Below are 26,010 nucleotides of genomic sequence, written 5' to 3'. Positions count from 1 at the left end.
CTTGAAAAAGAAAATGAATATTTATTCATAATAAATTATTAAAATGCAAAATATGTGCTATGATTAATGACATAACCTAAAATAGACCTAAAATCAAATTAAAGGAGAGCAAATCTTTTATAGGGTACATGAATGTTCTTTAAAAGATGCTTATTAAGGGAGACACCCATGGAAAAAGTACAAATGAGGTAGCATTAGTTATAACGAGTGTTTGTTCTTTAATGTTAAAAATTGAGAAAAATAATAATGGTATTTTTGAAAGAGCTTCATCTAAGGATGCGTAAGCTACATTCATTTATTACGCTTTATCAAAGATACTGTGAATATTATTACAAATTATACAGAGGTGAGAGATATGGATTTTCGCGATCGACTATCAGAAATAATAGAAGCAAAGCGTCAAAAGCTTATTCAAGTGAGTGATAAAATTTGGGGTTATGCAGAACTTGGGTTTCAAGAGGATAAATCTGCACAATTGTTATGTAAAACATTAGAGGATGAAGGATTTATCGTTCAAGAAGGTGTTGGAAACATTGATACTGCGTTTATAGGTAGTTTTGGAAGCGGAAACCCTATTATAGCGTTTTTAGGAGAGTTTGACGCTCTTTCAGGGTTAAGTCAATCAGGTGGAGAATCGCATTATAATCCAGTGGAAATGGGTGGAAATGGTCATGGTTGCGGGCATAATTTACTCGGAACAGGTTCGCTTGCAGCAGCAATTGCGCTTCGTTACTACATGGAGGAAAACAATATAGAAGGAACAGTTCGTTATTATGGTTGCCCTGGAGAAGAAATTGGCGGTGGAAAGACGTTTATGGTAAGGGAAGGATTGTTTGATGATGTGGATCTGGCATTAACATGGCATCCGGGAACACGTAATGGTGTAATGTCTATGGCTTCACTTGCATGTTACGAAGTATACTTTAAATTTACAGGGAAAAGTTCACATGCAGCTGCTACTCCTCATTTAGGAAGAAGTGCATTGGATGCTGTTGAACTCATGAATGTTGGAGTGAACTATTTACGTGAACATATTATTCCAGAGGCAAGGGTTCACTATGCAGTGACGAATTCAGGTGGCTTTTCACCAAATGTGGTACAAGCAAATGCAGAAACGTTATATTTTATAAGAGCACCTCGTGTGTCACAAACAGAAGAAATTTACCAGCGTGTTTGTGACATTGCAAGAGGGGCCGCATTAATGACAGGAACTGAAGTAGAAATTGACTTCGCATCAGGTCTTTCTAATGTAATACCGAATACAACGCTAGAAAAAATTATACATGATAACTTCATTTCATTGGGTGTACCAATGCATAATGAAGATGAATTACAATTTGCAAAAAATATTCGTGAAACACTCTCGGATGCTGATAAAAACTTAGAAGTAAAAATAAATAAAGAATTGGCAGGGAAAGTGCTATCAGACCTTATCGAGCCATTTTCTCCTGCAAATGAAGTTCTGCCAGGTTCTACAGATGTTGGGGATGTAAGCTGGGTAGTACCGACAGCGCAATGTATGACTGCATGTGAACCACTTGGAACACCACTTCATACTTGGCAGATCGTTGCAACTGGAACAACTTCTATTGCTCATAAAGGAATGCTTCATGCAGGGAAAGTGATGGCAGCTACAGCGATAGAAGCGATTAATTGTCCAGATATTATTGAGAAAGCAAAAGCAGAGCTAGTTGAACGTCGTGACGGTGAGGAGTATGTTTCTCCACTTCCAGCAGAAGTAAAGAAATATATAGCACGTGTTTATTAAGACATCTGTCCAAAATTTTATTGAAGTAACGTAACGGATGTGTTAGTTGAGAAGGATAAAGTGATTTTAAGAATGAGGCATATTGCTACAGTTTTTTCATTAAAGGGTGCTTTAATGAAAAAAGGAGTACATAAATAATCAGACTTTTTTATAAAAGAATGATTCAATTAAATAAATTAAGAGCTTGTTTTGAACAATTTTTTTTCAAAACAAGCTCTTTCTTTTTTGCTCGAAATGGGAATAAAGTTTATTGGAATGAAATTGAAAGTATTAAATATTCGAATGTAAAAGGTATGAAGTCTACTGTGATTTATCCTCATTATACAAATCATGAAAAGATTAGAATCCGTCGTAAGAAATGGATGCCAACAACTGCTCATTCTATCGATTGGTTATTAATTGAAAAGCCAACAGAATTACACAAAAGTTTAATGAAAACTTGGGAAGAAAAAAATCATTAAACACAATTATACATCAAATATCAAATGCAACTAACCTGCATTAGTTGAAGATTTCGAGTCACTTTGTGGCTCTTTTTTATTGGAAAAAATGCAGATTAGTTTAACAAGAACGCAAATAAAAGGATATTTTGGTTATTTCTAGAACTTTTTCTAGAAGGAGTTGAAGTATGAAAAGGTTAGTAATTATTACAGTAGGTAAAACCCATTCTGGAAAAACTACATTTGCAAATGCTTTAGAAAAACAGTTAAATAACTCTTTTGTTATGGACCAAGATAACCACGCTGAATTTATTAGTACTTATTATAAGATCTTACAACCAAAACAAGGACCTAATACACTTAAACATTCTCTCTCAAAGCTAATTGTCGATTATGCCAAAGAAAACACTGATTTTCACTTTATTATTTGTAACTCAAATAGAAGTCGAAAAGGACGATTGTATTTGCTTGAAGAGTTGTTTAATACTGATCAGTTTGTCCGTATATTGGTTCATTTTGATATTCCTGATGATGTTCTTCAAGAACGAGTTGCACAAAGTCAAAGAAGTACGAAAATATTTAGAAGTGCATCAAATTTTGAGGAAGTGCTTGTTAGGCAACAGGGTGAATCATTTAAGGAAGATGTAGTTAACCCAATAGAAGGTGAAGCGGACCATTTATTTGTAATAAAAGATAGTGAAGAGGTTAATTCAGTTGTTCAAAAAATTGTTCACATTGCTGAAAGTCATTAAGGTAAAGAATATTCATAGGAAGTATATTTAAGCCGCCTGTGGATGGGTGGTTTAAAGAATATCGTAGATGGAGTTATATTCTATCAGCAATAGCTATGACTTCAATAACGGGTATATTAGCATTCACTAGTCCATGGATAGGTATCTTGTTTACACATGATGAAAAGGTACTTCACTTATTAATGATAATTTTATTTATTGATACGATCTCCCAGCCGTTCTTAGCTTCTGTTACAATCGATACTTCCGTAGTACAAGCAGGCGGAAATAGTAAATTTTCGATGATAGTCACGATGATTGGTATATGGGTTATCCGAACTTTTGGAGTTTATCTATTTGCATGGAAGCTTGGGTTTGGTTTACCTGCTGTATGGATTTCAATTGCTGCTGATAACGCTTTCCGTGCAGGGTTATTTGCATGGTATCGAAAAAAGAAAAAAGTTATTAGAGATTTGGGGAATCTTTAATGAAAATATCTACTTGAACTAACAGGTGATTGTATCAAATAGTGAGTTGTTGGAGTAGCTCTTTTCATAATGGTTTAGTAAAAGAAAGATTTCTTAATGGAGTCATTTCAATTATTAGATAAAGGATTAAACATTTAATAAGTAATTGGGGGGAGAAGATTTGATTTTATTAAAAATGATCGCACTAATTCTATCACTCGGTATAGATACATTAATGTTATCCATATCACTTGGGTTTATTAAGACTAAAGGGAAAGTAAAGATTGCTCTAACATTTGCCACAGCAGAAGCATTAATGCCCTTAATTGGTTTATTCATTGGAAAAGGTGCTGGTCATCTTATTGGGAGTTGGGCTTCTTTAATTGGTGGGCTTGCATTATTATCTGTCGCTGTATGGCTCATTTTCTTTGAAGATGAAGACGATCAGGAAGAAAAACTGGAAAGAAATCTTGTCGGATGGACATTAATACTTACGGCACTGGGCATTAGTTTAGATGAAATGGCTGTTGGCTTTTCTATTGGTCTTATCGGTGTTCCTATCGTATTAACAATTAGTTTAATTGCGTTACAGGCTTTTATTTTTACATTTTTAGGTCTTACTTTTGGTTCGAAATTAAAACCATTTCTCGGCGAATGGGCTGAGAAATTGGCGGGTATTGTCCTTGGATTATTAGGCTTATGGATATTAATTGATGGGATCATTCCTTTGCTACACGGTTAAATTAGGGAGATTGTGAAATATTGTATTTTCAACTAACACGTGCGTTGGTATTCAGACACAGATTGAAACAAAAGCTGTTTAGTTATGATGGGAAGAATATTTGAGCCATTAGATTATGTTCTTAACGATGCGGGAATGAAGTAATGAATAATAGCACTAAAATCTAAGATTAGATTCACTAGTAATAACCTAATCTTAAAAACCGGTAACGTGATCGAAATGACGTTGCCGGTTTTTTACTTGATCAGTTGATTGTTAGCAGGGAAAATGGAGAATTTTCGTATATTATTGTTAAAGGCAGAGGTTATTTAAAAAATGGAGAGCTTTATTTGAAGCATTATTATGTGTCGATGAAGCTTGATATTAAGTATGTTGAGAAGGTCAAGCCCTATAGATGGGAAAGAAATCAACTTTTGGAAGGCTGTATTTTAGCTTCAATAGCTCATACTCACTCAAAATACAAGTGATAGTGATTTTTACACCTAGGATTAAAGTGTGACTGGCAATTTGGGCATTTGTAGTTGCAATCTTGATATTCTCGAATTGTTAATTCCTTATGACAGTTACCGCAAAGAATTGCTTTTGTTCCCCATTCCTCTTTACTCCAGACTATTGGTTGATGGTCAGCTTCTTCCTCATGGCAAAAATAACATCCATAATAGGAATCACAACATTTAAATTTGATGGTAATAATATCAATATCTGTATGGTAATGTTTACAGCGTGTATGGTTATCGATCGAACCTATTACTTTCATTATTTACTCTCCTAATATTCAATATGTACTAATAACTATCATAATAGTGAATCTTTAAATTATATATCAACTAAATTTTTAAAAAAAGTTAACATATAACATCTGATAAATTTAGTAGTTTAAAATTAAACAATTCTTGAAGCCACCTAGAGATATGTGGTTTTTTGTGTGGGAACAGAAAATGTAGAATAAAACTAAGTGAATGCAGATCAATATTGAAAAGTCTAAATACATCATAAAGGATTATTATGATTTTAAAAGAATACAGTTACTAGAAACTCTGCATATAAACCAATAATGATAAGGAGTGATTTTCGTTGAGACTGTTTCACAGGTTTGATTATACTTTGGAAAAAAAAGACACTATGAAAGTTATCTTTGAGAGAATAGAAAAAATATTAACTGAATATAGAAAACAGGATGCACCTAATTATTTTTATTTCTCAGATTATAGAACGGAAGGGCGGGTATCTGCTGTTCAACGCATAGTTAAGAAATTTCCTGAATTATCGAAGTTTGAAATAGAAATAGAAGAGCAAATTGGAGATGAAAAGTTAAAGTATAAAGCACTTTCTAATTTACCGTTAAATTATGGTGATTATACTATGTGAAACGTATTTGAAAATGTAAGCTTTGATGTATTGAACAAAATAGCTGAAGGAATACCAAGGTCTTATCCTTGTCATAAAGCCTTGTTCTTATTTGGTGAAATTGGTTGGGCAGATAATACTTATAATGAATTTTCATTAGATAGTGATTCCATAATGTTGATTAATGATTGGTGGATGCCTAAAAGAGCTAGATTTTTAAGGGCGGAAGTTTCAAGTTTAATTCCTGTTGTGGAGGGGGCAGGGGTGAAATCACTATCTGAACAAGTAAAGAAATCTTTGAGTAGCCTTGGTAAAATTAAGAAGAATTCTCTTCAATTTTCTTTTAGTTTAGAGGAACAAAGTATTCTAGAAGAACTGAATAAAAAAGGAAGAAAGATAATAGAGAATAATTATATAAAAAACATGGTGGCAATTTCAAACAAAGTTATGTTTCCTTACGGTTGAAGGAAGCTCAGGTATTATTGTTTTTGGAAAGTTAACTGAGAAAAATAATAGAATAATAATCGAACTTGATTCTGGCTCTACATTTTATAATTTGCGTTGTAACATTACTATTCAAGGACCTGGTTGGGAACATAGGATAATTGAATTGCCGTGTACTAAAAATTCTCGTGGTGACTTTTTTCCAATATCAGATCTTGATACCCTTGAGAAAGTAGTTGAAAACTTTAGTGTAGTGATTAGATATTTAGAGAATAGTTTAGTAAATGATATTGAACAACTGTATGGTTCAGCACCGAAATGGTTTCAATATTGATAAAAGTATTTATGATTTTTATATAAAGAACATATCATAGAATCTTATTTAATTGGTTTGATTAAATTGAAGAGTACCTAACTAAGACCTTTTAAGAGAAACAAGGCTGGGAGATGTCTGAATGACTAGAAATCTAGTAAGCAAAAGAGTGGTTTTACGAGAAATTAAAGAAAAAGATTGGGTAGATGTGCATAAGTATGCTTCAAATGAAATTGTATGCCAATTCCAACCGTGGGGACCAAACACCGAGATTGAATCTAAAACATTTGTAAAAGAAGCTATTGAAGATGCTGAAAAGGAACCGAGAACTCGATTTGTTTTTGCCATTATTGAAAAGAAAAATGAAATAATGATTGGTTCAGTAGAGTTTAATATACGAGATGTTAGAAATAGAACTGGAGAAATTGGATACATTGTAAATCCAGACTATTGGGGGAAAGGATTCGCAACAGAAGCAGCGAACCTTATACTTGCATTTGGTTTTCAACACTTTAATCTCCATCGTATCTATGCTACCTGTGACCCTAGGAACATTGCTTCATCAAAAGTATTAGAAAAAATCTGTATGACTAAAGAAGGTAGATTGCGTGAAGATTTGTTATTAAAAGAAGGTTGGCGTGATTCACTTTTATATAGTATTTTGGAACAGGAATGGACTGAAGTAGTTAATAATTAAAATTATATAAAACTATCGCATGCATCTCATCAACAGATGCTGTTTTTCTTATTGAAGTAAGGTTGCAGGTTAATTGAAAAATAATATAGAATATATCTAAAATAATTCAATTTTGAGAAATCGGTTTGAACCAAATCAGACATTTAGCTCAAGATATATAACGAGGGGAAAACAGATGAAATCACAACTTAGAGCTGATTTAATGCTACTAATGATTACATTTTTTTGGGGTGGATCGATTTTACTTACCAAAATTGGTCTCGTCTATCTGCAAGAATATAATTTAATCACATTACGTTTCAGTATTGCATTTCTTTTATCGGGGATTGTATTTTACAAGAACTTAATTAAGACAGATTTTAAAACAGTAAAATATGCTTTTATATTAGCATTTATTTTGTTTATTGTTTATGTGTTTGCGACTTTCGGAACTAAGTATACATCCGTCTCTAATGCGGGGTTCTTATTTAGTCTGACGGTCATATTTATTCCAGTATTATCATCGATATTTTTAAAACAGAAGCCTGAAAAGAAAGTTGTTTTCGGAATTGTTTTATCGATGGTGGGAATAGGTCTATTAACCTTACATAACCAATTAAAGATAGGTTTTGGCGATCTATTTTGTATTCTTAGCGCTTTATTCTATGCCGTTCATGTAATGGTTACAGGAGCAGTGGCTAAGCATGTTAATCCCATTTCCCTTGGAGTTTTACAACTTGGCTTTGTTGGATTGTTTAGTATTATTTTCTCTATTTTTATGGAAAAACCAAAGCTTCCTAACAATTATGAATCATGGATTGCAGTCCTTGTGTTAAGTATATTTTGTACGGGAATCACTTTCATTGTTCAAATCATTGCCCAGCAACATACAAGCTCAACCCACACAGGTCTTATTTTTTCATTAGAACCTGTTTTTTCATCTGTTTTTGCTTTCTTTTTCACTGGTGAAACTCTTACCTCTAGAGGTTATTTAGGGGCTTTACTCTTATTATTAAGTGTACTTATTGCTGAACTAGACTTTAAAAGTCTATTAAAACTAAATTATAAGAAGTATCAGGGGTAGATATTTTGTGAGGTACATAGATTACTTAACTTAACTTGAGGGAAAATCATTGGATTTTTTTTAATAGTTCAATATTTTTGATTCTTCTGTAGTCGATGAAGTATCCTATTTGTAGAGGTGATAATATGACCAAACAAAAGAAGATAGTAGCTATTTCAGGAAGCATCCGAGAAGGTTCATCCAACACAAATATATTAAAAGCTTTATCAGCTTTTATTCCCGAGGGTATTGATTATATTATTTATAATGGAATACAAGATCTTCCTCATTTCAACCCAGATATAGATCGAATGAAGCCGCCAGCTGTTGTTGAGGATTTTCGAAAGACGTTAGATGAATCGCATGCGCTTATTATCTGTACACCAGAGTATGCAAAAGGTGTACCAGGAGTCTTAAAAAATGCGTTAGATTGGCTTGTCTCATCTGCTGAACTTTATAAAAAACCAGTGGCTGTTATAACGGCTTCACCATCGATTGCTGGTGGAGACAAAGCGCATGAATCTTTACTGCTTACGCTCGGTATGTTGGATGTTACTATTGTTAAAAATGGTTCGTTACTAGTCCCAACTGTCGGAACCAAATTTACTAATGATGCTAAAGTATCCGATGAGAACACAAAGCAATCTCTTGTTGCACTAATTAATAGTATAGTGGATGAGATAAATAGTTAACTTAATATAATTGTTCACAAGGCCTTTTTGTTCCTCTTTTTGAATGAAATAGGTACTGTTCGAAGAGTTTTATGTATGATAAGGATATTAAAATTAAAAAATAAAGCCTAATTTCTTGTTTTGCCATAAGAAGCTAGGCTTTTTTATTTGGAATCCATTATCGTTGAAAATCCACAATTGCCAAAGACTAACCATATATGTAATAGTGGATTAGGAATTGTTCAACTAAAGAATGTGTTAGTTGAAGATTTATGAATGATTTACTTGACCGTAAAAAGGATTTTTATCAATTATATGATGTGGTATAAATTCTTTGGTTTGATACATTTGATTTGGACATAATTACGTGAATAATTAAAGACTTATAAATTTAAGTTTTTTTATGTAGAGTAATTTTATGTAATATTTTTATTAATTAAGTAACTCAATAGAAGGTGTATATATGATAAAAGGATTCAAAATTGAACTTCCAAAAATCCCGTCAAATCTAGAAAGAGCAAATTTTCAAGATATTTTTTATGAAGAAGAACCATATTTATCAAATTGTATGATTACAAACGCAATAATTGATGACGAAGATATTAATAAGGCAGTTTTCTCAAAAGTTATTTTTAAAAATGTATCATTTATAAATGTTTCTTTTAAGAAGATTGATATGACTGATGTGATTTTTGAAAACTGTGACCTGTCCAATGCCAGATTAAGTGAAGGTATGATACATAGAGCCACTTTTAAAGACTGTAAATTATTGGGCGTAGATTTTTCAGAAGGTAGTCTGGGGAATGTTTCTTTTGAAAATTGTATTGCAAATTTAAGTAGTTTTTCAGACGCTCGATTAAAACAAGTGATATTCGATAGTTCATCGTTACAGAGTGCTAACTATTTCGATTGTAAACTTAGTAAAGTGAAATTTTATCAAAGTGATATTAATGATGTTGATTTTACTCATACTTTACTAAAAGGAATCGATATTAGCACATGTACATTTGATAGACTTAATGTGACTTTGGAAAGTTTAAATGGCTGTGAAGTTTCATCTGAACAAGCAATTGGCTTTGCAACGTTGATCGGGTTAAAGGTTAAACAATAAAGCCAAATTGAACTAACTTATGGGTTAAAATGAAGATTATTTAGAGGGTGAGCAATCATTCTCTATTTTGTTAATTGAACGGAAAATGAGGAAGATCACGAGTTGTCACGCAGCAACTCGTTTTTTTATTTGAAGGAAACAGCGGTTTATTAAGCAGGGAAATACCAGAAGTATCTTGGATATTGGAGTGAAGAAGTTATTTCGGAGGTATACGAATGTTATCACATATAGAATTGATGGAACTTCATATTAATGTGTTATTTAGACACGATACTGAAAAAAGAATGACAGTCGTGAATGAATCACCTTACGATGTGGCACCAAGAATTTTCATGGGTGTCACTAGAGTGGGTAGTATAGTAAGGTTTTCAAATTCGCTAGATGGGAGCATTGTAGAAAAGTTAGAAAAGGTTATATGGACAAATCCTAGTGCTCATCTTGGTGAAGTAATAAAGGTTTTAAGTTTAGACCGACTAGTAAATAATTTATGGATTGGACCAGCGTATGTGTTTCCTGACGTTAGGGACAGGACTTATACAAAAGCAATTAAAGTAACTCATAAAAATAAAGAAATTTTAAAGTCTCATTTCCCATATACATATGAGGATTTTGAGTATAAGCAACCTTGTTATGTAATAGTTGAAGATAACATACCTGTTTCAATTTGTTGTAGTGCAAGGCAGACCTCAAAAGCAGATGAAGCAAGTGTATTTACACATGAAGAATACCGTGGAAGAGCGTATGGTATAGAAGTTGCAAATGCCTGGGCGGCAGAGGTGCAAAAACAAGGACGAATTGCTCTATATAGCACTTCTATGGACAATTTCGCATCCCAATCTGTGGCAAGGAAACTACAATTAGTTCAGTATGGAACAGACATTCATATGAGCTGAAATAACAAATGATGATGTTTAGAAAGTCGTCTTATGTGAGTACGCTTCTGTGAAACTTATCATAAGTTACAAAGCTTTTATAAAGGAAGTAACATAGGATTCGAGCAAGTAGAACAGAAGGATATAAGGAAATACTCATTAAAGGAAAGAAGTGAAATATATGAGCGTAGAAGGATTACAGAGAATTTGTCCAAATTGTGGTCAGGATAATAATTGTCAACATGGTCAGGGGGGATGCTGGTGTGAAACAGTAAAAGTTTCAAGACATTTATTAGAGCTAGTTCCTGAGGATAAGATGGGAAAGGTTTGTATTTGTAAATCTTGTATAGAAAAGTTTATGAATAAATAGGGAATTTTCTATTATAGATAAGTGATGAAATAAAGTATAGGTTACGCAAGTATTCGTTGAACAAGGATTATAAGCTGAATGTTGATCAGCTCAAATTTGGCACTTTAGTTTATGAAGGTAATAGAAATATCATAGAAGAATTATATATAAAGGGAGGGATTAGGATGTTTGGTGAATCTTTTGTTTATACAATTATTATTCTCTTAGTTTGGATATGGCTTTTTTATATAGTGATTACAACAAAAAAGGAAGTGCGTGAGTTACGTAATCTTTTGAATGCGCATATGTCAGAGCTCAAAAAAAGTGTAAGAGAAAAATAGAAGTTACTTATATTTTCTTTTTAAGAAGTGATATAAGAAATGGCATATATTTATACTTTCCTAGTTTTATTAATTATTGGGCTAATTTGTTATCGTTTGATTAATAAGAAATCAGTACCACCCAATAGATATACACCATATGATGAAATTACGATTGGGAGTAAGATTGAAATTAAGCAAGATATCCTGATAGATGATACTAAGCACAATATAAAGTATGAAGAGAAAATGAATAATGATAAGACTATTTAAATATCATTAAAAGCCTATATCGACAATAATTTGTAATTGAATACAGGCTCTTTTTTTGTTCGTTGGCATTATAAATGTTCGAAGAAAACCACCCAAAAGTTGCATTATATTGAACTAGGTCTTTAAAAAGATGAGTAAATTTAATTTTTATCGAATGAATCTTTATTCTTTTTATAAAGGATTATGTTGAGTGTTCCGAGTGAAAAAAATCCTAAAAACAATCCGGAACCGGGAAACCTATGTCCAAACATTCCACTTAATAAAAAACATAATGAACTTATGTAAAACATGATACCTGCAAATAAATGCAGCTGCCTTTTATCCATAAAGAATCTCCTATCTTAAATGATGACTATAGTGTATATTCTACAGAAAATACCAAATTATTTACATAATTTATTCCACCTTTGTTTAGTACGATAAACAACTTACCTTTTATGAGTACATCTTTATTCAAAATTAAGATTATATTTGTCTTCCTAGAAATAGGTGGGTTTATGTGTGGTTTGAGAAGGGGAATTTTTGAAGAGATAGAATTTTAATAAAAAGTAACATTCGGGAGGTGGATTTAAATGTTAGAATCCAAAAATAATGTTACATATAAAATTCGGACTGGAACGGTTGAAGACGCAGAAGCAATTTTAGATATAGAGAATGATGTTATATCTGAAGGGGAATATTTCATTGCAGAGTCCGACGAGTTAGAACAAACACCAATACAAAAGCAAAGAGACTGGGTACAAAGTAATCTAGAAAATGAAAGAGAAACTTTAATTGTTGCCGAAATGAATGGTGTAGTTGTTGGGTGGATTGTTTTTCGCTCAAATAATAAAAAGAGATTATTACATACTGGTTCTATAACAATGTTGATTCGTAAAAATTACAGAGGTTTGGGAATTGGAACAATGCTTTTGGAAGCATTGTTAGGCTGGGCAGAGGAGAATCCTTACATTGAAAAAGTTAGTTTAGGAGTTTTCTCAACTAATCATAGGGCAATATCGTTATATAAGAAGATGGGTTTTTTAGAAGAAGGTCGTAAAATTAATGAATTTAAATTTAATGATAATGAATATATGGATGATATCCTTATGTACAAATTAGTTAAGTGATTTGGCTTTAATAAATAATGACCGATCAAACTCTAGCAAGAGATTGTTCGGTCATTTTGCTTTATTTCGTTTTATTTATAATGTGTTTTAATTTTTTACAGCATGAACATAATGAATGGTTTCAAAAGCTGATAGGTAATCATTTCTATTTTTAAAATAAAGTTCATTAATATTAGCCGGTGTTAAATGTTCATAAATTAGTAAACCTAATTTTTCTAACATTTTCTCAATTTCAACATAAGAAAAACATGATTTCATTGGTTCTCCGCTAGCTGAAGCCATTTTTACCATGTTTTCAACTCTATTAGAGACCCCTTTTTCTTTAAATAGGTTTTCGTCGGCATAGTCAAAAACGATGGAACTTCCAGGAGGTACTATTGCAAACAAATGATCAATCAAGCTTGAAATTTCCTCTTTTGTTAGATAATAAGAAACACCTAGAAGACTAAAAAAAGTTTTTTTGTTATCAAACCTTTCATCTAGTAGATTTTGATAGGAAAACTTTTTAGCGAAGTCCATAGAAACAAAATGAAGATTACTAGGGATCTTAAAATCAGCTATTTCCAGCATTTTCTTCTTAAATTCTTGTGTAGCAGGGTAATCAATTTCAAATATTTCTAGGGAGTTGTTTAATTCTGGATGTCGGAAACAAAAAGTATCTAACCCAGCTCCGAGTATGACATATTGTTTTAATCCTAGCATAACTTCATGAAGTAATACTTGTTCGCAAAACGCAGCACGAGCCAAGGGTGTTGGAGAAAGTTGAATCTGTGTAATCCACTTTAATATTTCATCTGTATCTTCCTTAAATTTTTGCGCTATGTCTTTGTTGAAGAAATGGATACCTTGAACAATATTCTCTTTGATGTCATTTAATTCTTTTTGTGAAATTAAATCCTTGGCTAAATAGTCATTAAAGATTTTAGGTGTATCGAATTGGCTATGATATGCTCTGCCAAAAGCTGATACTAATGAAGTTAAACTGAACTCATCTTTTTTCATTCAAACACACTCCTTCATTTTAGAACAAAAAAATAGGATTCCCCTGGCCAGGAGAATCCTATTATATAATCGAAGTATATAAATGTAAATTATAGCATAAATAAATTATTTTATCAATTTTTATGGTTATGTCTTTTTTGGTACAAATAGTAACAAATGACAAGCTTTAAAGTAAAAAGCCTCCTGTAATTAGGAAGGCTGCTGTTGCTAATGGATACGGATTAGTTCATGAACGTCAAAATCAAAACGAACTCTAGTATGTTTGGATTCAAGGCGTTCAATTTCTTCAAATTCTACTTTAAACTCACCAAACCACCAGTTTTTGAATTCGGTTAAAAGATTTATAAGCAACATAGTTCCTCCTAGTATGAGTAATGCCTCAATGCAATTTAATTATATAAACAGTTTTTTAAGTGTGGATTAATCTGATGTAAAAGATAATGAATTTTTTATTGATTTTCTCATGCTATCGTTAACAAAGGGACAATTAATATCAAACGAGGTTTATGAAAGAATGAACATGCTAATGAATCCAAAATACATTTAAATAAAGGCATGGAAGGTTCTTATAGTGGAAGCATAAAAAGTCGTAAAAGACTAAGCTTAGGGCACATATTCTAATTTATGTCTATTCCAAATTTGTTTCAACGAAGACTATTTTTCCTTTTTGGCAAAAAATTAAGAGATTCTTGTTCTTTGCTTCGTTTCGGTATGTATAACAAGTAAGGTCCTTAATGTCACCATGTATGATGTTGTGGGTTGTATTAATCATTTTGAAAATATTTCCTTGGTACTTTATCTTTCGATAGATTGGCGGTTGTCCTGTCAAAATTTCTTCTATCGATATAAAATCCATCAAGTTCGCTCCTTTTTGTTCCATCATTAATTTGGTCCTGATGAAAGTAGTCTTATTTTACGTTATCCAAATTAGATTATTTTTATTCAAATGCTCTACCATGTAGGCAAAATAGAAACGCTGGAAAAGTCGTTATTTTTGAAATGATGCTGATTTAATTAATGTTTTCACTTATTAAACTCATACGATACTTGGAACCACCTAGAAATGAAAGTTGGTTGTGTCTAACACATAGGTGACAGTTCAAAAAGAAGCAATAATAAACTATTTTTCAAAACTACATAGAATAGGTGGGAAAAATAATGAAACTACCAGCTTTTAAATACAATCCAGATCCAATTAAATTAGGAGTAATATTTGAAGAAGAAACAAAATGTCCTGTTTGTGAGAAGGAACAAAATTATGTCTATGAAGGACCATTTTTTTCAGAAGATGAGGTTGAAGGGATTTGTCCTTGGTGTATAGCAGATGGTTCAGCAGCAAAAAAATATGATGGTGAATTTCAAGATGCATATTCTTGTGATGACGTTGATAAAGAAGAATTTTTAGTTGAATTAATTTATAAAACTCCAGGGTTTACAGGATAGCAACAAGAATATTGGCATAGTCATTGTGGAGATTTCTGTTCAATTATTGAGTATGTTGGATGGGAAGAGATAAAGCATCTAGAAAACGAATTAAGTGATGATATAGTAGAATTTGTAAAGAATATCAGCTATCAAATGAAGAATTTAAAAATACGCTAGTTAAAGATGGACATTTTCAAGGTTAATTGTTTCAGTGTAATTGTTGTAAACAACACCGTCTTCATGCCGATATGTCATAAAGAGAATAAGTATTAAAATAAAAAAATCCCCCATCCTTTATAGGCGGGGGATTCATAGAAGGAGTGAAAAATATAAACGAATGCTTGGTCATCGACCTCTATTGCTATAGTTGGTTATTGGTAACAGGTAAAATTGTAACTGGTCATTGGATGATTGGTTTTATCGTTTGCCATTACTAGGATACTAGTGTACTCAAATGTTTCTCCTTCTATGCCTTGAAGTGGAGTCTCACCTCTTCAAGGTTTAGAAATATTTTTCACTATCAAAATCTAACTCTATTGCGTAGTTTTTTGCATTGATTAAATTAGACAGTCTATTTGCTTGACGTTCAATTTCTAAACCTTTTAATCGGTATGTTTCTGGCTCGAACATTGCTACTTTAATAAGAGATACACCCTCACCATAAGAGTATGAATACTCTTCTTTTTGCGCTGAACCATACTCCTTAAATTTTCGAGCTTTTGCTCGTAATTGTGTAGCAAGTTCAATTGCTTCAACAATTGTCAAAGATTCATCATTAAAAGTAATTTCATTTTCGATATTTGCTTGATACATAAGTTTGTCAAGTAAACGAAAATCTTTTCGGACCTCTTCTAATTCCTGTTCAACATCCAAAATTGTACGAACCTGTTTTGGAACTTTACTTCCTTTTTCGATCTCAATAAAAGCTACGCGATCCATTTCTTCTTCTAATTCATGTATTCTTTTAGATAATAAGCTTTTTAGTTTGACAGCTTCAGCAAGAGAAATCTTAGACATGGCATAAGCTCCTTTAATAAATACTGTTATGTAAGATTAGCATTTAATCTAGGTCTACTCAACATATATGCCCAGTATTATCCAGTGAAATAATAAGCAAGGTATAAAAAACTTATTAAAACTTATTAATTTAGTAAATTTACTGATTAATATGGAGAGACTTCATGGTAAAATAGAAACGTTGTTTTCTGGAAAAGGGTGAAGTGATAAATATCATTTGCAAATAATAACTAAAATTAAAGCAAATTGAGCATCCATTTCCATATTAAGTTGCAATTAGAGAAGACTTTCGTTCAAACTTTTAAATCTAACAGATGAGAAGTGTTTGAATAGTGATTTTTATACTTATTGTATGAATATTGCAGGTACTCTAAGTTATGTATTAGTAAGAAAAATAAACAGTTTGAAATAACGTATGTGTTTAAAAAATTGCAATTAAAGGTGAAACAAAAGAGAAATGAGAAAAAGGTAGTAGGTTTTAAAAGAAGAATGATAAAATACCTACATTTCTTCATTTGTTTTTCACTTTTCTTTGCTACTATGAGTTTTTAAGTTTTAAAAGAAGGTGGAATACAACATGTGTGGATTTTATGGAATAGTAAGGAATACACCAAAGAAAAATACAAAATTAGAGTTAGATAAACTAAAACAAATAAATAATTTAATTACGCATCGTGGTCCTGATGATGAAGGGTTTTATGATGATGAATATGTATCATTATTTTTTAAAAGACTTAGCATTATAGATGTTGAAGCTGGTCATCAACCTTTATCTTATGAAGATGGACGTTACTGGATTATATTTAATGGTGAAATTTATAACTATTTGGAATTAAGAAAAGAGTTAACAGATATTGGTTATGAGTTTAAAACGCATACTGATACAGAAGTCATTCTTGCTGGATATAGTGCTTGGAGCGAAGGTATCTTATCAAAATTAAGAGGTATGTTTGCATTTACAATATGGGATACACAGAAAAAACGCTTATTCGGAGCAAGAGATCATTTTGGTATAAAGCCATTATATTTTTATGAAAATAAAGAAATGACTATGTTTGCTTCTGAAGAAAAAATCATTTTAAATATGCTAGGCTCAGAAAATATAGGTAATATTAGTCAAGAGTCATTACAACACTATTTATCTTTCCAATATGTACCTGAACCAGCAACGATGTTTGATTCTATTCAAAAGATCGAGCCTGGCCATTATTTTATAAAAGAGATGAATAAAGACTTAAAAATTACAAAATACTGGACAAGTAGTCTACCAGTTAAAGTACAGTCTGAAGAAGATGTTTACAGTAATATTAGAAATGTATTGTATGATTCCGTACAAATGCATATGCGAAGCGATGTTCCTGTAGGATCTTTCTTGTCAGGTGGAATTGATTCTTCAGTAATTGTTTCAATAGCTAAAGAGTTTCATCCAAGTTTAAAAACTTTTTCTGTAGGATTTGAGCGTGAAGGATTTAGTGAGATAGATGTTGCGAAAGAGACTGCAGATGCCTTAGGATTGGAAAATATTAGTCATATTATTACTCCTGATGAATTTATGAAAGAATTACCTAAAATTGTATGGCATTTAGATGATCCACTTGCAGACCCTGCTGCAATAGCTTTATATTTTGTTGCTCGCGAGGCAAGAAAACATGTTACTGTTGTTTTATCAGGTGAAGGAGCAGATGAATTATTTGGGGGATATAATATTTATCGAGAGCCTCTTTCTTTAAATGTATTTAATCATATTCCATCGACTATCAAAAAAATGATAAAACATTTTGCAATGAATCTACCTGAAGTAATAAGAGGTAAGAATTTCTTAATAAGAGGTTGTACACCTTTAGAGGAAAGATATATAGGGAATGCAAAGATGTTTGAAGAGATAGAGAAGAAACAAATTCTCAAAGGTTTTATAAGTGGGAATGAATATACAAATATAACAAATCCATTATATGAAAAAACATCGTCTTATCCTGAAATTAATAAAATGCAATTTATTGATATTCATACCTGGTTAAGAGGGGATATTTTACTTAAAGCAGATAAGATGACAATGGCAAATTCATTAGAGTTACGTGTACCATTTTTAGATAAAGAAGTATTTCGAGTTGCATCTACATTAGAACCTTCATTAAAAACTAGAGAAGGTACAACTAAATTTGCTTTGAGACAAGCAGTTAAGGGAATTGTTCCTGATCATGTACTAAATCGAAAAAAATTAGGATTTCCAGTACCAATTCGTCATTGGTTAAAGAATGAGTTACATGATTGGGCGGTAACATTAATAACAACAAGTCAAACAGATCATATATTTAATAAGGATGAAATTTTAAAATTATTGGATGCACATTGTAAAGGTGAGCGAGACAATAGTAGAAAAATATGGACAATTCTTATGTTTATGTTATGGCATCAAGTACATGTGGAAAAAGTATTTGATTTTGAATTGAATAATGAAGTGCAACTGTTAAGAAATATGTCTTAATTTAGAAGTATCTTTGAACCACCTAGAGATAGGTGGTTTTTATATTGGGTGTAAAAAAGGGATATAAAATATACCCCTCAATAGTTTTCACTTTTTATTTTAAGCATTCATACATTTTTTAATATCTAAAATTGCTTGGAGATGCATACCCTCGTGAAAATTCGTCCAAATAAGAACTTGCTCAATCGTAGTCATTCCCCACATTTCAGTTGGTTCGAATTCTTCTTCTAATTTATCACCATATGTTTCTTTAATTTTAGGAAGTTGGTCTTTCAATAAAATCTTTAACTCTTCAAGTGAAGGAGTTTCAGCTGTAAAGTTTTCTGGAGAACTGCCCCATCCAAACCATTTGTCATATTCATTAGGTACATCAACTTCTTCTCTAGTTACATTCTTAATCCACATATATTGTTCTAAGTAAACATGACCTAGATTCCACCGAATGTTATTTTTAAAGCCTTTAGGAATAACCTCAGCTTCTTCCTTCGCTACATCAGCCACTTTTAGTAGATAGCCTCTAATCTTTTCTAACTGATTAAAGAAAATTTCATGACGTTGTTTCATCTTTAACGCCTCCTTTAGGTCTATATAAATACCTATTCAATAATTTAGTGAATATTTCCTTTTATAAAAATGTTTAAGTCTTCATAAAAACAGGCGTCAAAAGAGTATTTAAGTAAAGTATCTCTGTATGAATAAAGAAATCCTTATCTTTGTGTGGTTTAGACTTTTTATGCCTTTAATAAAATGGAATTAATTTTACTGCTTAACCTCTCTATTATAGACTCAATGAAAGCTCCTTTATTCAATATGAAAGTTTCAAAAAATGTACTATTGTATTTCAATTTAAAACTGTTACTTTGCTTTCAATATTGATGGATTCTCCTTCATCACTTTCGATTGTCCATGTCGTTTAACTGATTTTAAAAAATCATGGTTGGAGTGAGAAGTATTTAGAAATAGCAAGTAAGGTAGATGAATTAATAGGATAGTATTTAATTTCATGAAATGGTTAATGAGTGGAAATAGAAATAAATTGACTATGAAACTTAAGGAGATGAAAAATGAAAAACAAAATTAAATTTTTGATGTTACTACTATTACTAGGTTTGGTGATGTCAGCTTGTTCTACTCAAGTGGCCGTAAAAAATCATCCTTTAAGAGTGAAATATCATATGAAATCTATTTTCAAGGGGTTATAGTTCATGCAACACATCCAGAACCACCTACAGGGACACTAATTTTTACCTCCCAAAAAGATTGGAAGACTTTTTCGTGATGAAGATGACAAACTGAACTTGTTTATGAGTGTGGGGTACGTGAAGAATAATTGAATCACTCTTTTATAAAAAAAGTTCGACATTTGCCGAACTTTTTTAGTAAACGGTAATATCCATCCATTATGGGAACAATGATTTACCTTTTCTAGATGGACTAGAAATATTTATTTCTGGCTCCTTATTGATTTCTTTAGGCAACCCTGGTGGAGCATTAGGAACTTTTCTTGCCGAGTAATTAATCATATCAGAAGAATAAATCGTAATAACCATACTTCCTCCATATTGTTTAGCCCGAATCAAAATTGGTTGGTTATATTTATTTTGAAAACGAAAGTCAGGTCCGTACCAGCTCACAGTAGCATCTCGTCCAGATGGAACATAAGATACATGTCTACTATGGGAATAGCGTTCGATGATTTGTAGCCCTGCACGATCGACAGCATTAAACAATGTTGATGAAACTTGGCAAATTCCTCCGCCAACTCCTTCAGACAATTCCCCTCTAACAATAATGGGAGCACGTTTATACCCTTTTTCTTCACTTCTCATTCCTACAACTTTGTTAAATGAGAAAATCTCATTAGGGAAAACAACATGATTGTCAATTGCTTTTGCAGCTAGTGAGATATTGTGTGATCGACTTTGATTACTAGAATTAAAAAAAGTCACGTAATGACCAATCTGTTGAGTTCGTATGTGAGCAAGTAACTCACTGTCAACTTTCGGATAAATGTCTAGCTCCGGTACTTCTATCTTGGAAGGACCATTTCCAAAAAAATAGGCATAAAATCGATCTTTAAATTCTTTTCGATAAAGTCTATAACCAACCTGTCCTGATAGGATTTTTCCTTGCTCGTTAATTTTGGCGTTAATGGGCTCACGGTATATTTGCTGATCAAGTTTTTCGATAAATTGATCGTATTTTTTATCGTCCATCATTGGAGTTCCAGGAATAGGTAATGTAAAGTTCATCCGGTTAACAATTGCAATTGTTTGCCCTTGCTGAGTAACCGTTAAGCTGTCAGGAAGATCAATTGGTTGGGCTAATAATAAAAGTCCAGCAATCCATGTATGTATCATAAATTAGTAAACCTCCCTAGATTAGTATGAACAAGAGAGTATATTTTAATGTGATTCTTTATGATGTCATAATATGAATAGAATAAACAATCTATTGATTAAGCTTATATATTTCACGAGCTAAAGACTCAAGAATATAAACTACTGGAACTTGAGTTGTAATATTAGCTTCTTCAATGTATTCCTCTGTCACATAATACGGAATATTTATATCAGAAATTTTTGCAATTGTTGATAGCTTGTTGTTCGTAATACTAATAATTTTACTGCCTTCTTGTTTTAGTAAATTAAGATGATTAACAGTGAAATTATTTTCTCCTGAGACTGATAAAGCTATCGTTACACTATTATTCCGGAGTTTGGAATGAATCGGAAAATGAGGGTCTTTGATGTATAGTGAAAGTTTGCCTAAGCTTGAGAAATACCTCGCTCCATATTCAGCAAGAATGCCTGAGCTTCCTATTCCAATAAAAATAACATTTTCAGCATTATTTATTTGAATAGCAGCCTCTTTGATTTTTTCTTCGAGATCACCTTTTAGTGTCCTTTCAAAAAACTCAACAATCGAATGTTGGGAGCTTTTTATAATCGTCCGTTTATTCTTTTCCATATCCATTTTAAGTTTTACTTTAAATTCGGAAAAACCCTCACAATTTAGTTTTCTACAAAAACGTAATATCGTTGCCGTTGACACATGTGTTTCATCTGCTAGTTCTCGAATTCGCATATAAGAGACTTTTTCCATGTTTTGAGAAATATAATTGTATAAAGAAGTTTCTAATTCATTGAAAGAAGCAATTATATCGTTTGAAAACATTACTGTATGTTTCTCCTTCTATACTAAATAAAGTGATTTATACCATTTATTTTACCATTTCACTATATGAAACATAGTGTTACATTTGCGTAACAAGTGTTTTCCGTTGTAATAAAAAACTAGATTCTCTTCGTTTATTTACTATCTTTCTAATTGTCGTTATTATTCCCTTGTAGACTAATAACTCAGCTTTAAATTGAATGAAAACAATTCGTTAATACTATGAAAAAATGGGGAGGTAATGTAATGAAACAGTATAGATTCCCAGAAGGTTTTTTATGGGGTGGTGCTACAGCTGCGAATCAAATAGAGGGCGGTTTTTATGAAGGGAATAAAGGATTAAATATTGCTGATGTCCTTCCTGGAGGGAAAGAAAGACTTAGCATTTTACAATCTCCTGGCTTTAATTTTGAAATCGATCGAGAGAAATACAGTTATCCAAACCATGAGGCAATCGATTTCTATCATCGTTTCAAGGAAGATATTGCGCTATTTGCAGAAATGGGTTTTAAAGTTTTCCGTATGTCTATTGCTTGGACAAGAATTTTTCCGAATGGTAATGAGTTAGAAGCAAATGAAGAAGGTCTGGTTTTCTATGACCGTGTATTCGATGAGTTACACAAGTATGGAATCGAACCTGTGGTGACAATTTCTCACTATGAAATGCCACTAAATCTTGTAAAACAATATGGTGGTTGGAGAAATAGAGAAGTTGTTACGTTCTTTGAAAGATACGTTAATGCGCTCTTCAATCGATATAAAAATAAAGTAAAATATTGGATGACATTTAATGAAATTAATAGTGGGTTAATTATGCCAATAATGGGTCTTGGCTTTGCAATTCAAAAAGAAGAAGACAAATACCAACCGACATACCAAGCTTTCCATCATCAATTTGTTGCGAGTAGCATTGCAGTAAAGGCCTGCCATGACATCATACCAGATGCAAAGATTGGTTGTATGATTTTGTATGCACCAGTTTACTCTTATGATTCCAATCCTAAAAATGTCATGTATGCACTGCAAGAAGAACGCTTTTTTAATTACTTTTGTGCAGATGTTCAGGTTAGAGGTGAATATCCTGCATTTATTAAACGTTTCTTTAAAGAACATAATATTGAAATCCAAATGCAGGATGGGGACTTAGATTTAATTAAAGAAGGAACTGTAGATTATATTGGATTTAGTTATTATATGTCTCGAACAGAGAAAAAAGATAAATCTGATTTAGAAAATTCACAAGGTAATCTCATTGGCGGCGTAAAAAATCCTTTCTTAAAAGCAAGTGATTGGGGTTGGGAAATCGACCCGGAAGGTTTACGAATTAGCTTAAACCAATTATATGATCGTTACCAAGTTCCATTATTTGTTGTAGAAAATGGCTTAGGGGCATATGACAAAGTAGAAGAAGATGGTTCAATCGCTGATGATTATCGAATTAATTATCTTCGTGAACATATTAAAGCAATGAGTGAATCAATAGAAGATGGCGTTGATTTAATGGGGTATACAAGTTGGGGCTGCATTGATTTAGTTAGTGCCTCATCTGGAGAGTTTTCTAAACGTTATGGTTTTATTTATGTGGATAAACAGGATGATGGCAGCGGAACTTTAGAGCGTAAAAAGAAAATGTCATTCTTCTGGTATAAAGACGTAATTGCTTCAAATGGAGAAAAACTATAAAAATTATTCTTAAGGAACTTCAATTAATTTGGGGTTCCTTTTTTACATTACGAATCGACGAACAGGAACTTTGTATAAATATAAGTAATCAAAAAATACTAAGGATAAAGTTAATTAGAAAGCCGTGATATCTTGGTCAAAAAAATTGTTTTGCTCCTTATCCTCCTCAATTTTATTCCTATAAAATCAGTTTTAGCAACAGCCATCGAAAAAACTGTATCTGGTATATTAACTGTTCAAGTGACAACTATCGTTAATGAATTAGAGGAAAAAACTTTTCCAATCAAAAATAGTCGAGTTATTGTCATCAATTCATTAGGAAAAATCATTGCCACATCTTTAACTGATTCTAAGGGAGAAGTGAATATTCCTGTTACTGTTCTTAGAGATAATAGGTTTCCGATGAAAAATATGGGGGAAGTAACCGTTATTTCTGTTGCAGAAGGGTACAATGAATATATAAACTTTAGTGTTCCTATTAATGAATATTTCGATAAAAAAGGAAGAGTATCTATGTCTCTTTGGAAGATAGATCCGAATAGAAGAAATGAACCACTATTTAGTAACGGAGATTTTCATCGTTTTACGGTTTTTGAAATACTCGATTATTATGCTAAGGAATTAGGTTTAAAGAGACAAAAAGTAAATGATCCTTCTATTGCTCCAGCACCTTGGGGACCACAATTAGTAATTAACTAACTATATAGAAATTTACCTTAAAAAACATTGAATGTTCAGATAAAGAATGATAAAGTGTTTAAAAATAAGAGGTGATCATTATGTTTTTTATTAAAAAACTTACTGTAAATCAACTTCATCATCATAAAAACTAGTCTTGCTATTTCGATTTTAAAAATCGTATATAGGAAGGCTATTCATCATTAAAACCGCATTGATTGAGTATAAAACTTAGTCTATAGCGGTTTTTTTATTTTATAAAAAATGGAGGTTTTGTTTATGAAAAAAATGGATTATCAAAATGTAAAAGGTACACAGGATTATTTACCTGAAGCAGAAGTAATTAGAAGAAAAGTAAGGAGAACGTTAGAAGATGTTTTTATTCAATATGGATGTAAACCTTTAGAAACACCTATTTTAAATTATTCGGAACTACTATCTTCAAAATATGGTGGAGGAGCCGAGATTCTAGAAGAAATGTATTGTTTATCTGATAGAGGTGAAAGAGAATTAGCATTACGTTATGATCTGACGATACCTTTCGCAAAGGTAGTAGCAATGAATCCAAACTTAAGAATGCCTTTTAAAAGGTATGAAATTGGAAAAGTATTTCGTGATGGCCCTATTAAAACAGGTAGATTTAGAGAGTTTACACAATGTGATGTAGATATTGTAGGAGTTGAATCTCAAATTGCTGAAGCAGAATTAATGGAAATGGCAGTGGAAGTATTTAAAAAACTTGAATTAGATGTCATGATCCATTTTAATAATCGAAAATTACTTATGGGGATGTTAGAACTACTGAATACTCCAAGTGAAAAAATAAATGAAGTTGTTTTAACTTTAGACAAACTTGAGAAAATTGGAGTTGAAGGTGTAGAGGCGGAACTGTTGGAAAAAGATTTATCAATCAAAACAGTAACGATGATAAAAGAGTTAATAGTAGATTCTCAAAACAAGGACTTACAATATTTTGAACAGTATGCGAAGGATAATGAAACCCTTATACAAGGAATTGAAGAATTGAAAGAATTAATGTCTTATATAAAGTACTTAAATTTAGAAAATAACTGTATTTTTAATCCGTTTTTAGCAAGAGGATTAGAAATTTATACAGGCACAATCTATGAGATTTTCCTTACAAATCAAAGTGTTAAATCTAGTATTGGTAGTGGTGGACGATATGATAATGCGATTGGAGGATTAATTGGAACGAATCAAGTTTTTTCAACAGTTGGTATTTCTTTTGGTTTAGATGTCATTTATACTGCTATGAATTTAATAGGAAAGGGAAATTTAGTTGAAAGCGAAATTGATTATTATGTTGTACCAATTAATACGCAAAGAGAAAGTCTATTAGTTGCAAGCTATTTGAGACAAGCAGGTAATAATGTCGAATTTGAAATGGGGAATAAAAAATTAAGTAAAGCATTGGAACGGGCAAATAAAGAGAATGTTCGTTACGTTGTAATCATTGGTGAAGATGAAGTAAGAAATAATCAGTATAAAGTGAAGGACATGGTATCAGGAAATGAAAGGGTAGAATCTTTCAGTTTTTAATAGATATAAATTTCATAGCCACCTACTATAGTTAGGTGGTTTTTGTGCTGGTAATAGTGATAGAAGGAATGCAATTAGATAACTGGATTTATTTCGATTCCGATTCTGATTCAACGAAAACAATCTTTCCTTTATAGCAAAAGAATATGAGACTCTGATCGTTGTGATATGTGTAACGGGTGAGATCAGTATAGCCACTGTTGGTTAAAAGCGTGAGAAATCAATTTTAGAAACGTTGATTTCTCGCGTTTTTCTGATGTGAAATTTTTCAATTTTGCTTTGAAAAT

Annotated in this window: 29 protein-coding genes and 2 pseudogenes; 23 read left to right on the top strand and 8 right to left on the bottom strand. The window is 31.9% G+C overall.

The window, feature by feature from the left end; all coding sequences use genetic code 11:
* Positions 1–355: 355 nt before the first annotated feature.
* The 5 genes from J5Y03_RS09305 to J5Y03_RS09285 all read left to right on the top strand — a co-directional run bounded on the left by J5Y03_RS09305 (position 356) and on the right by J5Y03_RS09285 (position 4,148).
* Positions 356–1,768 carry a M20 family metallopeptidase gene (locus J5Y03_RS09305; RefSeq protein ID WP_209404880.1) on the top strand — a complete coding sequence of 471 codons (1,413 nt, stop codon included), beginning with the start codon at positions 356–358 and terminating at the stop codon, positions 1,766–1,768.
* A 158-nt stretch (positions 1,769–1,926) separates the two neighbouring features.
* Positions 1,927–2,229 (top strand): hypothetical protein, encoded by a 303-nt coding sequence (locus J5Y03_RS09300; RefSeq protein WP_209405313.1) that lies wholly within the window; start codon positions 1,927–1,929, stop codon positions 2,227–2,229.
* Between the two features lie 167 nt (positions 2,230–2,396).
* Entirely contained in the window at positions 2,397–2,960 is a 564-nt protein-coding gene (locus J5Y03_RS09295; RefSeq protein WP_209404878.1) for an ATP-binding protein, read from the top strand.
* A gap of 38 nt (positions 2,961–2,998) precedes the next feature.
* A complete protein-coding gene (locus tag J5Y03_RS09290) occupies positions 2,999–3,427 on the top strand; it encodes an MATE family efflux transporter (RefSeq protein WP_209404876.1) in 429 nt (142 codons plus the stop codon).
* 160 nt (positions 3,428–3,587) lie between these two features.
* Complete coding sequence (locus J5Y03_RS09285; RefSeq protein ID WP_209404874.1) at positions 3,588–4,148, top strand: manganese efflux pump MntP; 561 nt, start codon at positions 3,588–3,590, stop codon at positions 4,146–4,148.
* A gap of 448 nt (positions 4,149–4,596) precedes the next feature.
* On the opposite strand, the gene J5Y03_RS09280 is transcribed toward J5Y03_RS09285, so the two are convergent.
* Positions 4,597–4,905: a CHY zinc finger protein gene (locus tag J5Y03_RS09280; RefSeq protein ID WP_245208836.1), complete on the bottom strand. Its 309-nt coding sequence runs from the start codon at positions 4,903–4,905 to the stop codon at positions 4,597–4,599.
* A 317-nt stretch (positions 4,906–5,222) separates the two neighbouring features.
* Between J5Y03_RS09280 and J5Y03_RS09275 the strand changes: the two genes are divergently transcribed.
* From J5Y03_RS09275 to J5Y03_RS09220, 12 genes are all read left to right on the top strand, one after another.
* Positions 5,223–5,516, top strand: a complete 294-nt coding sequence (locus tag J5Y03_RS09275; protein WP_209404872.1) for a hypothetical protein — start codon at positions 5,223–5,225, stop codon at positions 5,514–5,516.
* Between the two features lie 30 nt (positions 5,517–5,546).
* Positions 5,547–5,960, top strand: a complete 414-nt coding sequence (locus J5Y03_RS09270; protein WP_209404870.1) for a hypothetical protein — start codon at positions 5,547–5,549, stop codon at positions 5,958–5,960.
* A 145-nt stretch (positions 5,961–6,105) separates the two neighbouring features.
* Positions 6,106–6,273, top strand: coding sequence for a hypothetical protein (locus J5Y03_RS09265; protein ID WP_209404868.1), 168 nt, complete (start codon positions 6,106–6,108; stop codon positions 6,271–6,273).
* Positions 6,274–6,394: 121 nt separating this feature from the next.
* Positions 6,395–6,949 carry a GNAT family N-acetyltransferase gene (locus J5Y03_RS09260; RefSeq protein ID WP_209404866.1) on the top strand — a complete coding sequence of 185 codons (555 nt, stop codon included), beginning with the start codon at positions 6,395–6,397 and terminating at the stop codon, positions 6,947–6,949.
* Positions 6,950–7,124: 175 nt separating this feature from the next.
* Positions 7,125–8,012 (top strand): DMT family transporter, encoded by an 888-nt coding sequence (locus tag J5Y03_RS09255; protein WP_209404864.1) that lies wholly within the window; start codon positions 7,125–7,127, stop codon positions 8,010–8,012.
* 125 nt (positions 8,013–8,137) lie between these two features.
* Positions 8,138–8,683 carry an NADPH-dependent FMN reductase gene (locus tag J5Y03_RS09250; RefSeq protein ID WP_209404862.1) on the top strand — a complete coding sequence of 182 codons (546 nt, stop codon included), beginning with the start codon at positions 8,138–8,140 and terminating at the stop codon, positions 8,681–8,683.
* A 442-nt stretch (positions 8,684–9,125) separates the two neighbouring features.
* Positions 9,126–9,773 (top strand): pentapeptide repeat-containing protein, encoded by a 648-nt coding sequence (locus J5Y03_RS09245; RefSeq protein WP_209404860.1) that lies wholly within the window; start codon positions 9,126–9,128, stop codon positions 9,771–9,773.
* 215 nt (positions 9,774–9,988) lie between these two features.
* Positions 9,989–10,666 (top strand): GNAT family N-acetyltransferase, encoded by a 678-nt coding sequence (locus J5Y03_RS09240; protein ID WP_209404858.1) that lies wholly within the window; start codon positions 9,989–9,991, stop codon positions 10,664–10,666.
* A gap of 160 nt (positions 10,667–10,826) precedes the next feature.
* On the top strand, positions 10,827–11,015 hold the full coding sequence (locus tag J5Y03_RS20190) for a cysteine-rich CWC family protein (protein WP_209404856.1): 189 nt from the start codon (positions 10,827–10,829) through the stop codon (positions 11,013–11,015).
* A gap of 164 nt (positions 11,016–11,179) precedes the next feature.
* Positions 11,180–11,335 (top strand): hypothetical protein, encoded by a 156-nt coding sequence (locus J5Y03_RS09230; RefSeq protein ID WP_209404854.1) that lies wholly within the window; start codon positions 11,180–11,182, stop codon positions 11,333–11,335.
* Positions 11,336–11,374: 39 nt separating this feature from the next.
* A complete protein-coding gene (locus J5Y03_RS20185) occupies positions 11,375–11,587 on the top strand; it encodes a DUF3951 domain-containing protein (RefSeq protein WP_209404852.1) in 213 nt (70 codons plus the stop codon).
* Between the two features lie 572 nt (positions 11,588–12,159).
* Positions 12,160–12,696 (top strand): GNAT family N-acetyltransferase, encoded by a 537-nt coding sequence (locus J5Y03_RS09220; RefSeq protein WP_209404850.1) that lies wholly within the window; start codon positions 12,160–12,162, stop codon positions 12,694–12,696.
* 87 nt (positions 12,697–12,783) lie between these two features.
* Here J5Y03_RS09220 and J5Y03_RS09215 read toward each other — a convergent pair whose 3' ends face one another.
* The 3 genes from J5Y03_RS09215 to J5Y03_RS09205 all read right to left on the bottom strand — a co-directional run bounded on the left by J5Y03_RS09215 (position 12,784) and on the right by J5Y03_RS09205 (position 14,554).
* Positions 12,784–13,698, bottom strand: a complete 915-nt coding sequence (locus J5Y03_RS09215; RefSeq protein WP_209404847.1) for a class I SAM-dependent methyltransferase — start codon at positions 13,696–13,698, stop codon at positions 12,784–12,786.
* Positions 13,699–13,905: 207 nt separating this feature from the next.
* Complete coding sequence (locus J5Y03_RS09210; RefSeq protein WP_209404845.1) at positions 13,906–14,049, bottom strand: hypothetical protein; 144 nt, start codon at positions 14,047–14,049, stop codon at positions 13,906–13,908.
* 277 nt (positions 14,050–14,326) lie between these two features.
* Positions 14,327–14,554 carry a hypothetical protein gene (locus J5Y03_RS09205; protein WP_209404843.1) on the bottom strand — a complete coding sequence of 76 codons (228 nt, stop codon included), beginning with the start codon at positions 14,552–14,554 and terminating at the stop codon, positions 14,327–14,329.
* 302 nt (positions 14,555–14,856) lie between these two features.
* Here J5Y03_RS09205 and J5Y03_RS09200 point away from each other — a divergent pair.
* Positions 14,857–15,300, top strand: a pseudogene (locus J5Y03_RS09200) (CbrC family protein).
* Positions 15,301–15,624: 324 nt separating this feature from the next.
* On the opposite strand, the gene J5Y03_RS09195 reads toward J5Y03_RS09200, so the two are convergent.
* A complete protein-coding gene (locus J5Y03_RS09195; protein ID WP_209404841.1) occupies positions 15,625–16,140 on the bottom strand; it encodes a hypothetical protein in 516 nt (171 codons plus the stop codon).
* Between the two features lie 307 nt (positions 16,141–16,447).
* Between J5Y03_RS09195 and J5Y03_RS20180 the strand changes: the two are divergent.
* Together J5Y03_RS20180 and asnB are read left to right on the top strand one after the other, a co-directional pair.
* A pseudogene (locus J5Y03_RS20180) lies at positions 16,448–16,552 on the top strand (YxiJ family protein); the annotation flags it as partial.
* Between the two features lie 165 nt (positions 16,553–16,717).
* On the top strand, positions 16,718–18,625 hold the full coding sequence (gene asnB, locus J5Y03_RS09185) for an asparagine synthase (glutamine-hydrolyzing) (RefSeq protein WP_209404839.1): 1,908 nt from the start codon (positions 16,718–16,720) through the stop codon (positions 18,623–18,625).
* A gap of 99 nt (positions 18,626–18,724) precedes the next feature.
* Here asnB and J5Y03_RS09180 read toward each other — a convergent pair whose 3' ends face one another.
* From J5Y03_RS09180 to J5Y03_RS09170, 3 genes are all read right to left on the bottom strand, one after another.
* The gene (locus J5Y03_RS09180; protein WP_209404837.1) at positions 18,725–19,189 is read right to left on the bottom strand and encodes a DinB family protein; all 465 of its coding nucleotides are present in this window, start codon (positions 19,187–19,189) and stop codon (positions 18,725–18,727) included.
* An 836-nt stretch (positions 19,190–20,025) separates the two neighbouring features.
* Positions 20,026–20,985, bottom strand: a complete 960-nt coding sequence (locus J5Y03_RS09175) for a VanW family protein (protein ID WP_209404835.1) — start codon at positions 20,983–20,985, stop codon at positions 20,026–20,028.
* 91 nt (positions 20,986–21,076) lie between these two features.
* Entirely contained in the window at positions 21,077–21,802 is a 726-nt protein-coding gene (locus J5Y03_RS09170; protein WP_209404833.1) for a MurR/RpiR family transcriptional regulator, read from the bottom strand.
* A gap of 246 nt (positions 21,803–22,048) precedes the next feature.
* Here J5Y03_RS09170 and J5Y03_RS09165 point away from each other — a divergent pair, with 246 nt between their 5' ends.
* The 3 genes from J5Y03_RS09165 (at position 22,049) to J5Y03_RS09155 (ending at position 25,723) form a co-directional block, all read left to right on the top strand.
* Positions 22,049–23,485 (top strand): glycoside hydrolase family 1 protein, encoded by a 1,437-nt coding sequence (locus J5Y03_RS09165; protein WP_209404831.1) that lies wholly within the window; start codon positions 22,049–22,051, stop codon positions 23,483–23,485.
* 132 nt (positions 23,486–23,617) lie between these two features.
* On the top strand, positions 23,618–24,184 hold the full coding sequence (locus J5Y03_RS09160; RefSeq protein WP_209404829.1) for a hypothetical protein: 567 nt from the start codon (positions 23,618–23,620) through the stop codon (positions 24,182–24,184).
* 258 nt (positions 24,185–24,442) lie between these two features.
* Entirely contained in the window at positions 24,443–25,723 is a 1,281-nt protein-coding gene (locus J5Y03_RS09155; protein WP_209404827.1) for a histidine--tRNA ligase, read from the top strand.
* The last annotated feature ends 287 nt before the right edge of the window (positions 25,724–26,010 follow it).

This window comes from Gottfriedia endophytica, assembly GCF_017814275.1.
GTDB lineage: Bacteria > Bacillota > Bacilli > Bacillales > Bacillaceae_G > Gottfriedia > Gottfriedia endophytica.
This window is presented reverse-complemented; position numbering and strand designations above follow the sequence as displayed.

Excerpts from the sequence above, each read along its gene's own strand:
- asnB (WP_209404839.1), top strand. The coding sequence starts at position 16,718 with ATGTGTGGATTTTATGGAATAGTAAGGAATACACCAAAGAAAAATACA.
- J5Y03_RS09155 (WP_209404827.1), top strand. The coding sequence starts at position 24,443 with ATGAAAAAAATGGATTATCAAAATGTAAAAGGTACACAGGATTATTTA.
- J5Y03_RS09255 (WP_209404864.1), top strand. The coding sequence starts at position 7,125 with ATGAAATCACAACTTAGAGCTGATTTAATGCTACTAATGATTACATTT.
- J5Y03_RS09295 (WP_209404878.1), top strand. The coding sequence starts at position 2,397 with ATGAAAAGGTTAGTAATTATTACAGTAGGTAAAACCCATTCTGGAAAA.
- J5Y03_RS20185 (WP_209404852.1), top strand. The coding sequence starts at position 11,375 with ATGGCATATATTTATACTTTCCTAGTTTTATTAATTATTGGGCTAATT.
- J5Y03_RS09175 (WP_209404835.1), bottom strand. The coding sequence starts at position 20,985 with ATGATACATACATGGATTGCTGGACTTTTATTATTAGCCCAACCAATT.
- J5Y03_RS09170 (WP_209404833.1), bottom strand. The coding sequence starts at position 21,802 with ATGTTTTCAAACGATATAATTGCTTCTTTCAATGAATTAGAAACTTCT.
- J5Y03_RS09205 (WP_209404843.1), bottom strand. The coding sequence starts at position 14,554 with ATGGATTTTATATCGATAGAAGAAATTTTGACAGGACAACCGCCAATC.
- J5Y03_RS09300 (WP_209405313.1), top strand. The coding sequence starts at position 1,927 with ATGATTCAATTAAATAAATTAAGAGCTTGTTTTGAACAATTTTTTTTC.
- J5Y03_RS09220 (WP_209404850.1), top strand. The coding sequence starts at position 12,160 with ATGTTAGAATCCAAAAATAATGTTACATATAAAATTCGGACTGGAACG.
- J5Y03_RS09180 (WP_209404837.1), bottom strand. The coding sequence starts at position 19,189 with ATGAAACAACGTCATGAAATTTTCTTTAATCAGTTAGAAAAGATTAGA.
- J5Y03_RS09245 (WP_209404860.1), top strand. The coding sequence starts at position 9,126 with ATGATAAAAGGATTCAAAATTGAACTTCCAAAAATCCCGTCAAATCTA.
- J5Y03_RS09260 (WP_209404866.1), top strand. The coding sequence starts at position 6,395 with ATGACTAGAAATCTAGTAAGCAAAAGAGTGGTTTTACGAGAAATTAAA.
- J5Y03_RS09215 (WP_209404847.1), bottom strand. The coding sequence starts at position 13,698 with ATGAAAAAAGATGAGTTCAGTTTAACTTCATTAGTATCAGCTTTTGGC.
- J5Y03_RS09280 (WP_245208836.1), bottom strand. The coding sequence starts at position 4,905 with ATGAAAGTAATAGGTTCGATCGATAACCATACACGCTGTAAACATTAC.
- J5Y03_RS09195 (WP_209404841.1), bottom strand. The coding sequence starts at position 16,140 with ATGTCTAAGATTTCTCTTGCTGAAGCTGTCAAACTAAAAAGCTTATTA.
- J5Y03_RS20190 (WP_209404856.1), top strand. The coding sequence starts at position 10,827 with ATGAGCGTAGAAGGATTACAGAGAATTTGTCCAAATTGTGGTCAGGAT.
- J5Y03_RS09165 (WP_209404831.1), top strand. The coding sequence starts at position 22,049 with ATGAAACAGTATAGATTCCCAGAAGGTTTTTTATGGGGTGGTGCTACA.
- J5Y03_RS09240 (WP_209404858.1), top strand. The coding sequence starts at position 9,989 with ATGTTATCACATATAGAATTGATGGAACTTCATATTAATGTGTTATTT.
- J5Y03_RS09305 (WP_209404880.1), top strand. The coding sequence starts at position 356 with ATGGATTTTCGCGATCGACTATCAGAAATAATAGAAGCAAAGCGTCAA.
- J5Y03_RS09230 (WP_209404854.1), top strand. The coding sequence starts at position 11,180 with ATGTTTGGTGAATCTTTTGTTTATACAATTATTATTCTCTTAGTTTGG.
- J5Y03_RS09250 (WP_209404862.1), top strand. The coding sequence starts at position 8,138 with ATGACCAAACAAAAGAAGATAGTAGCTATTTCAGGAAGCATCCGAGAA.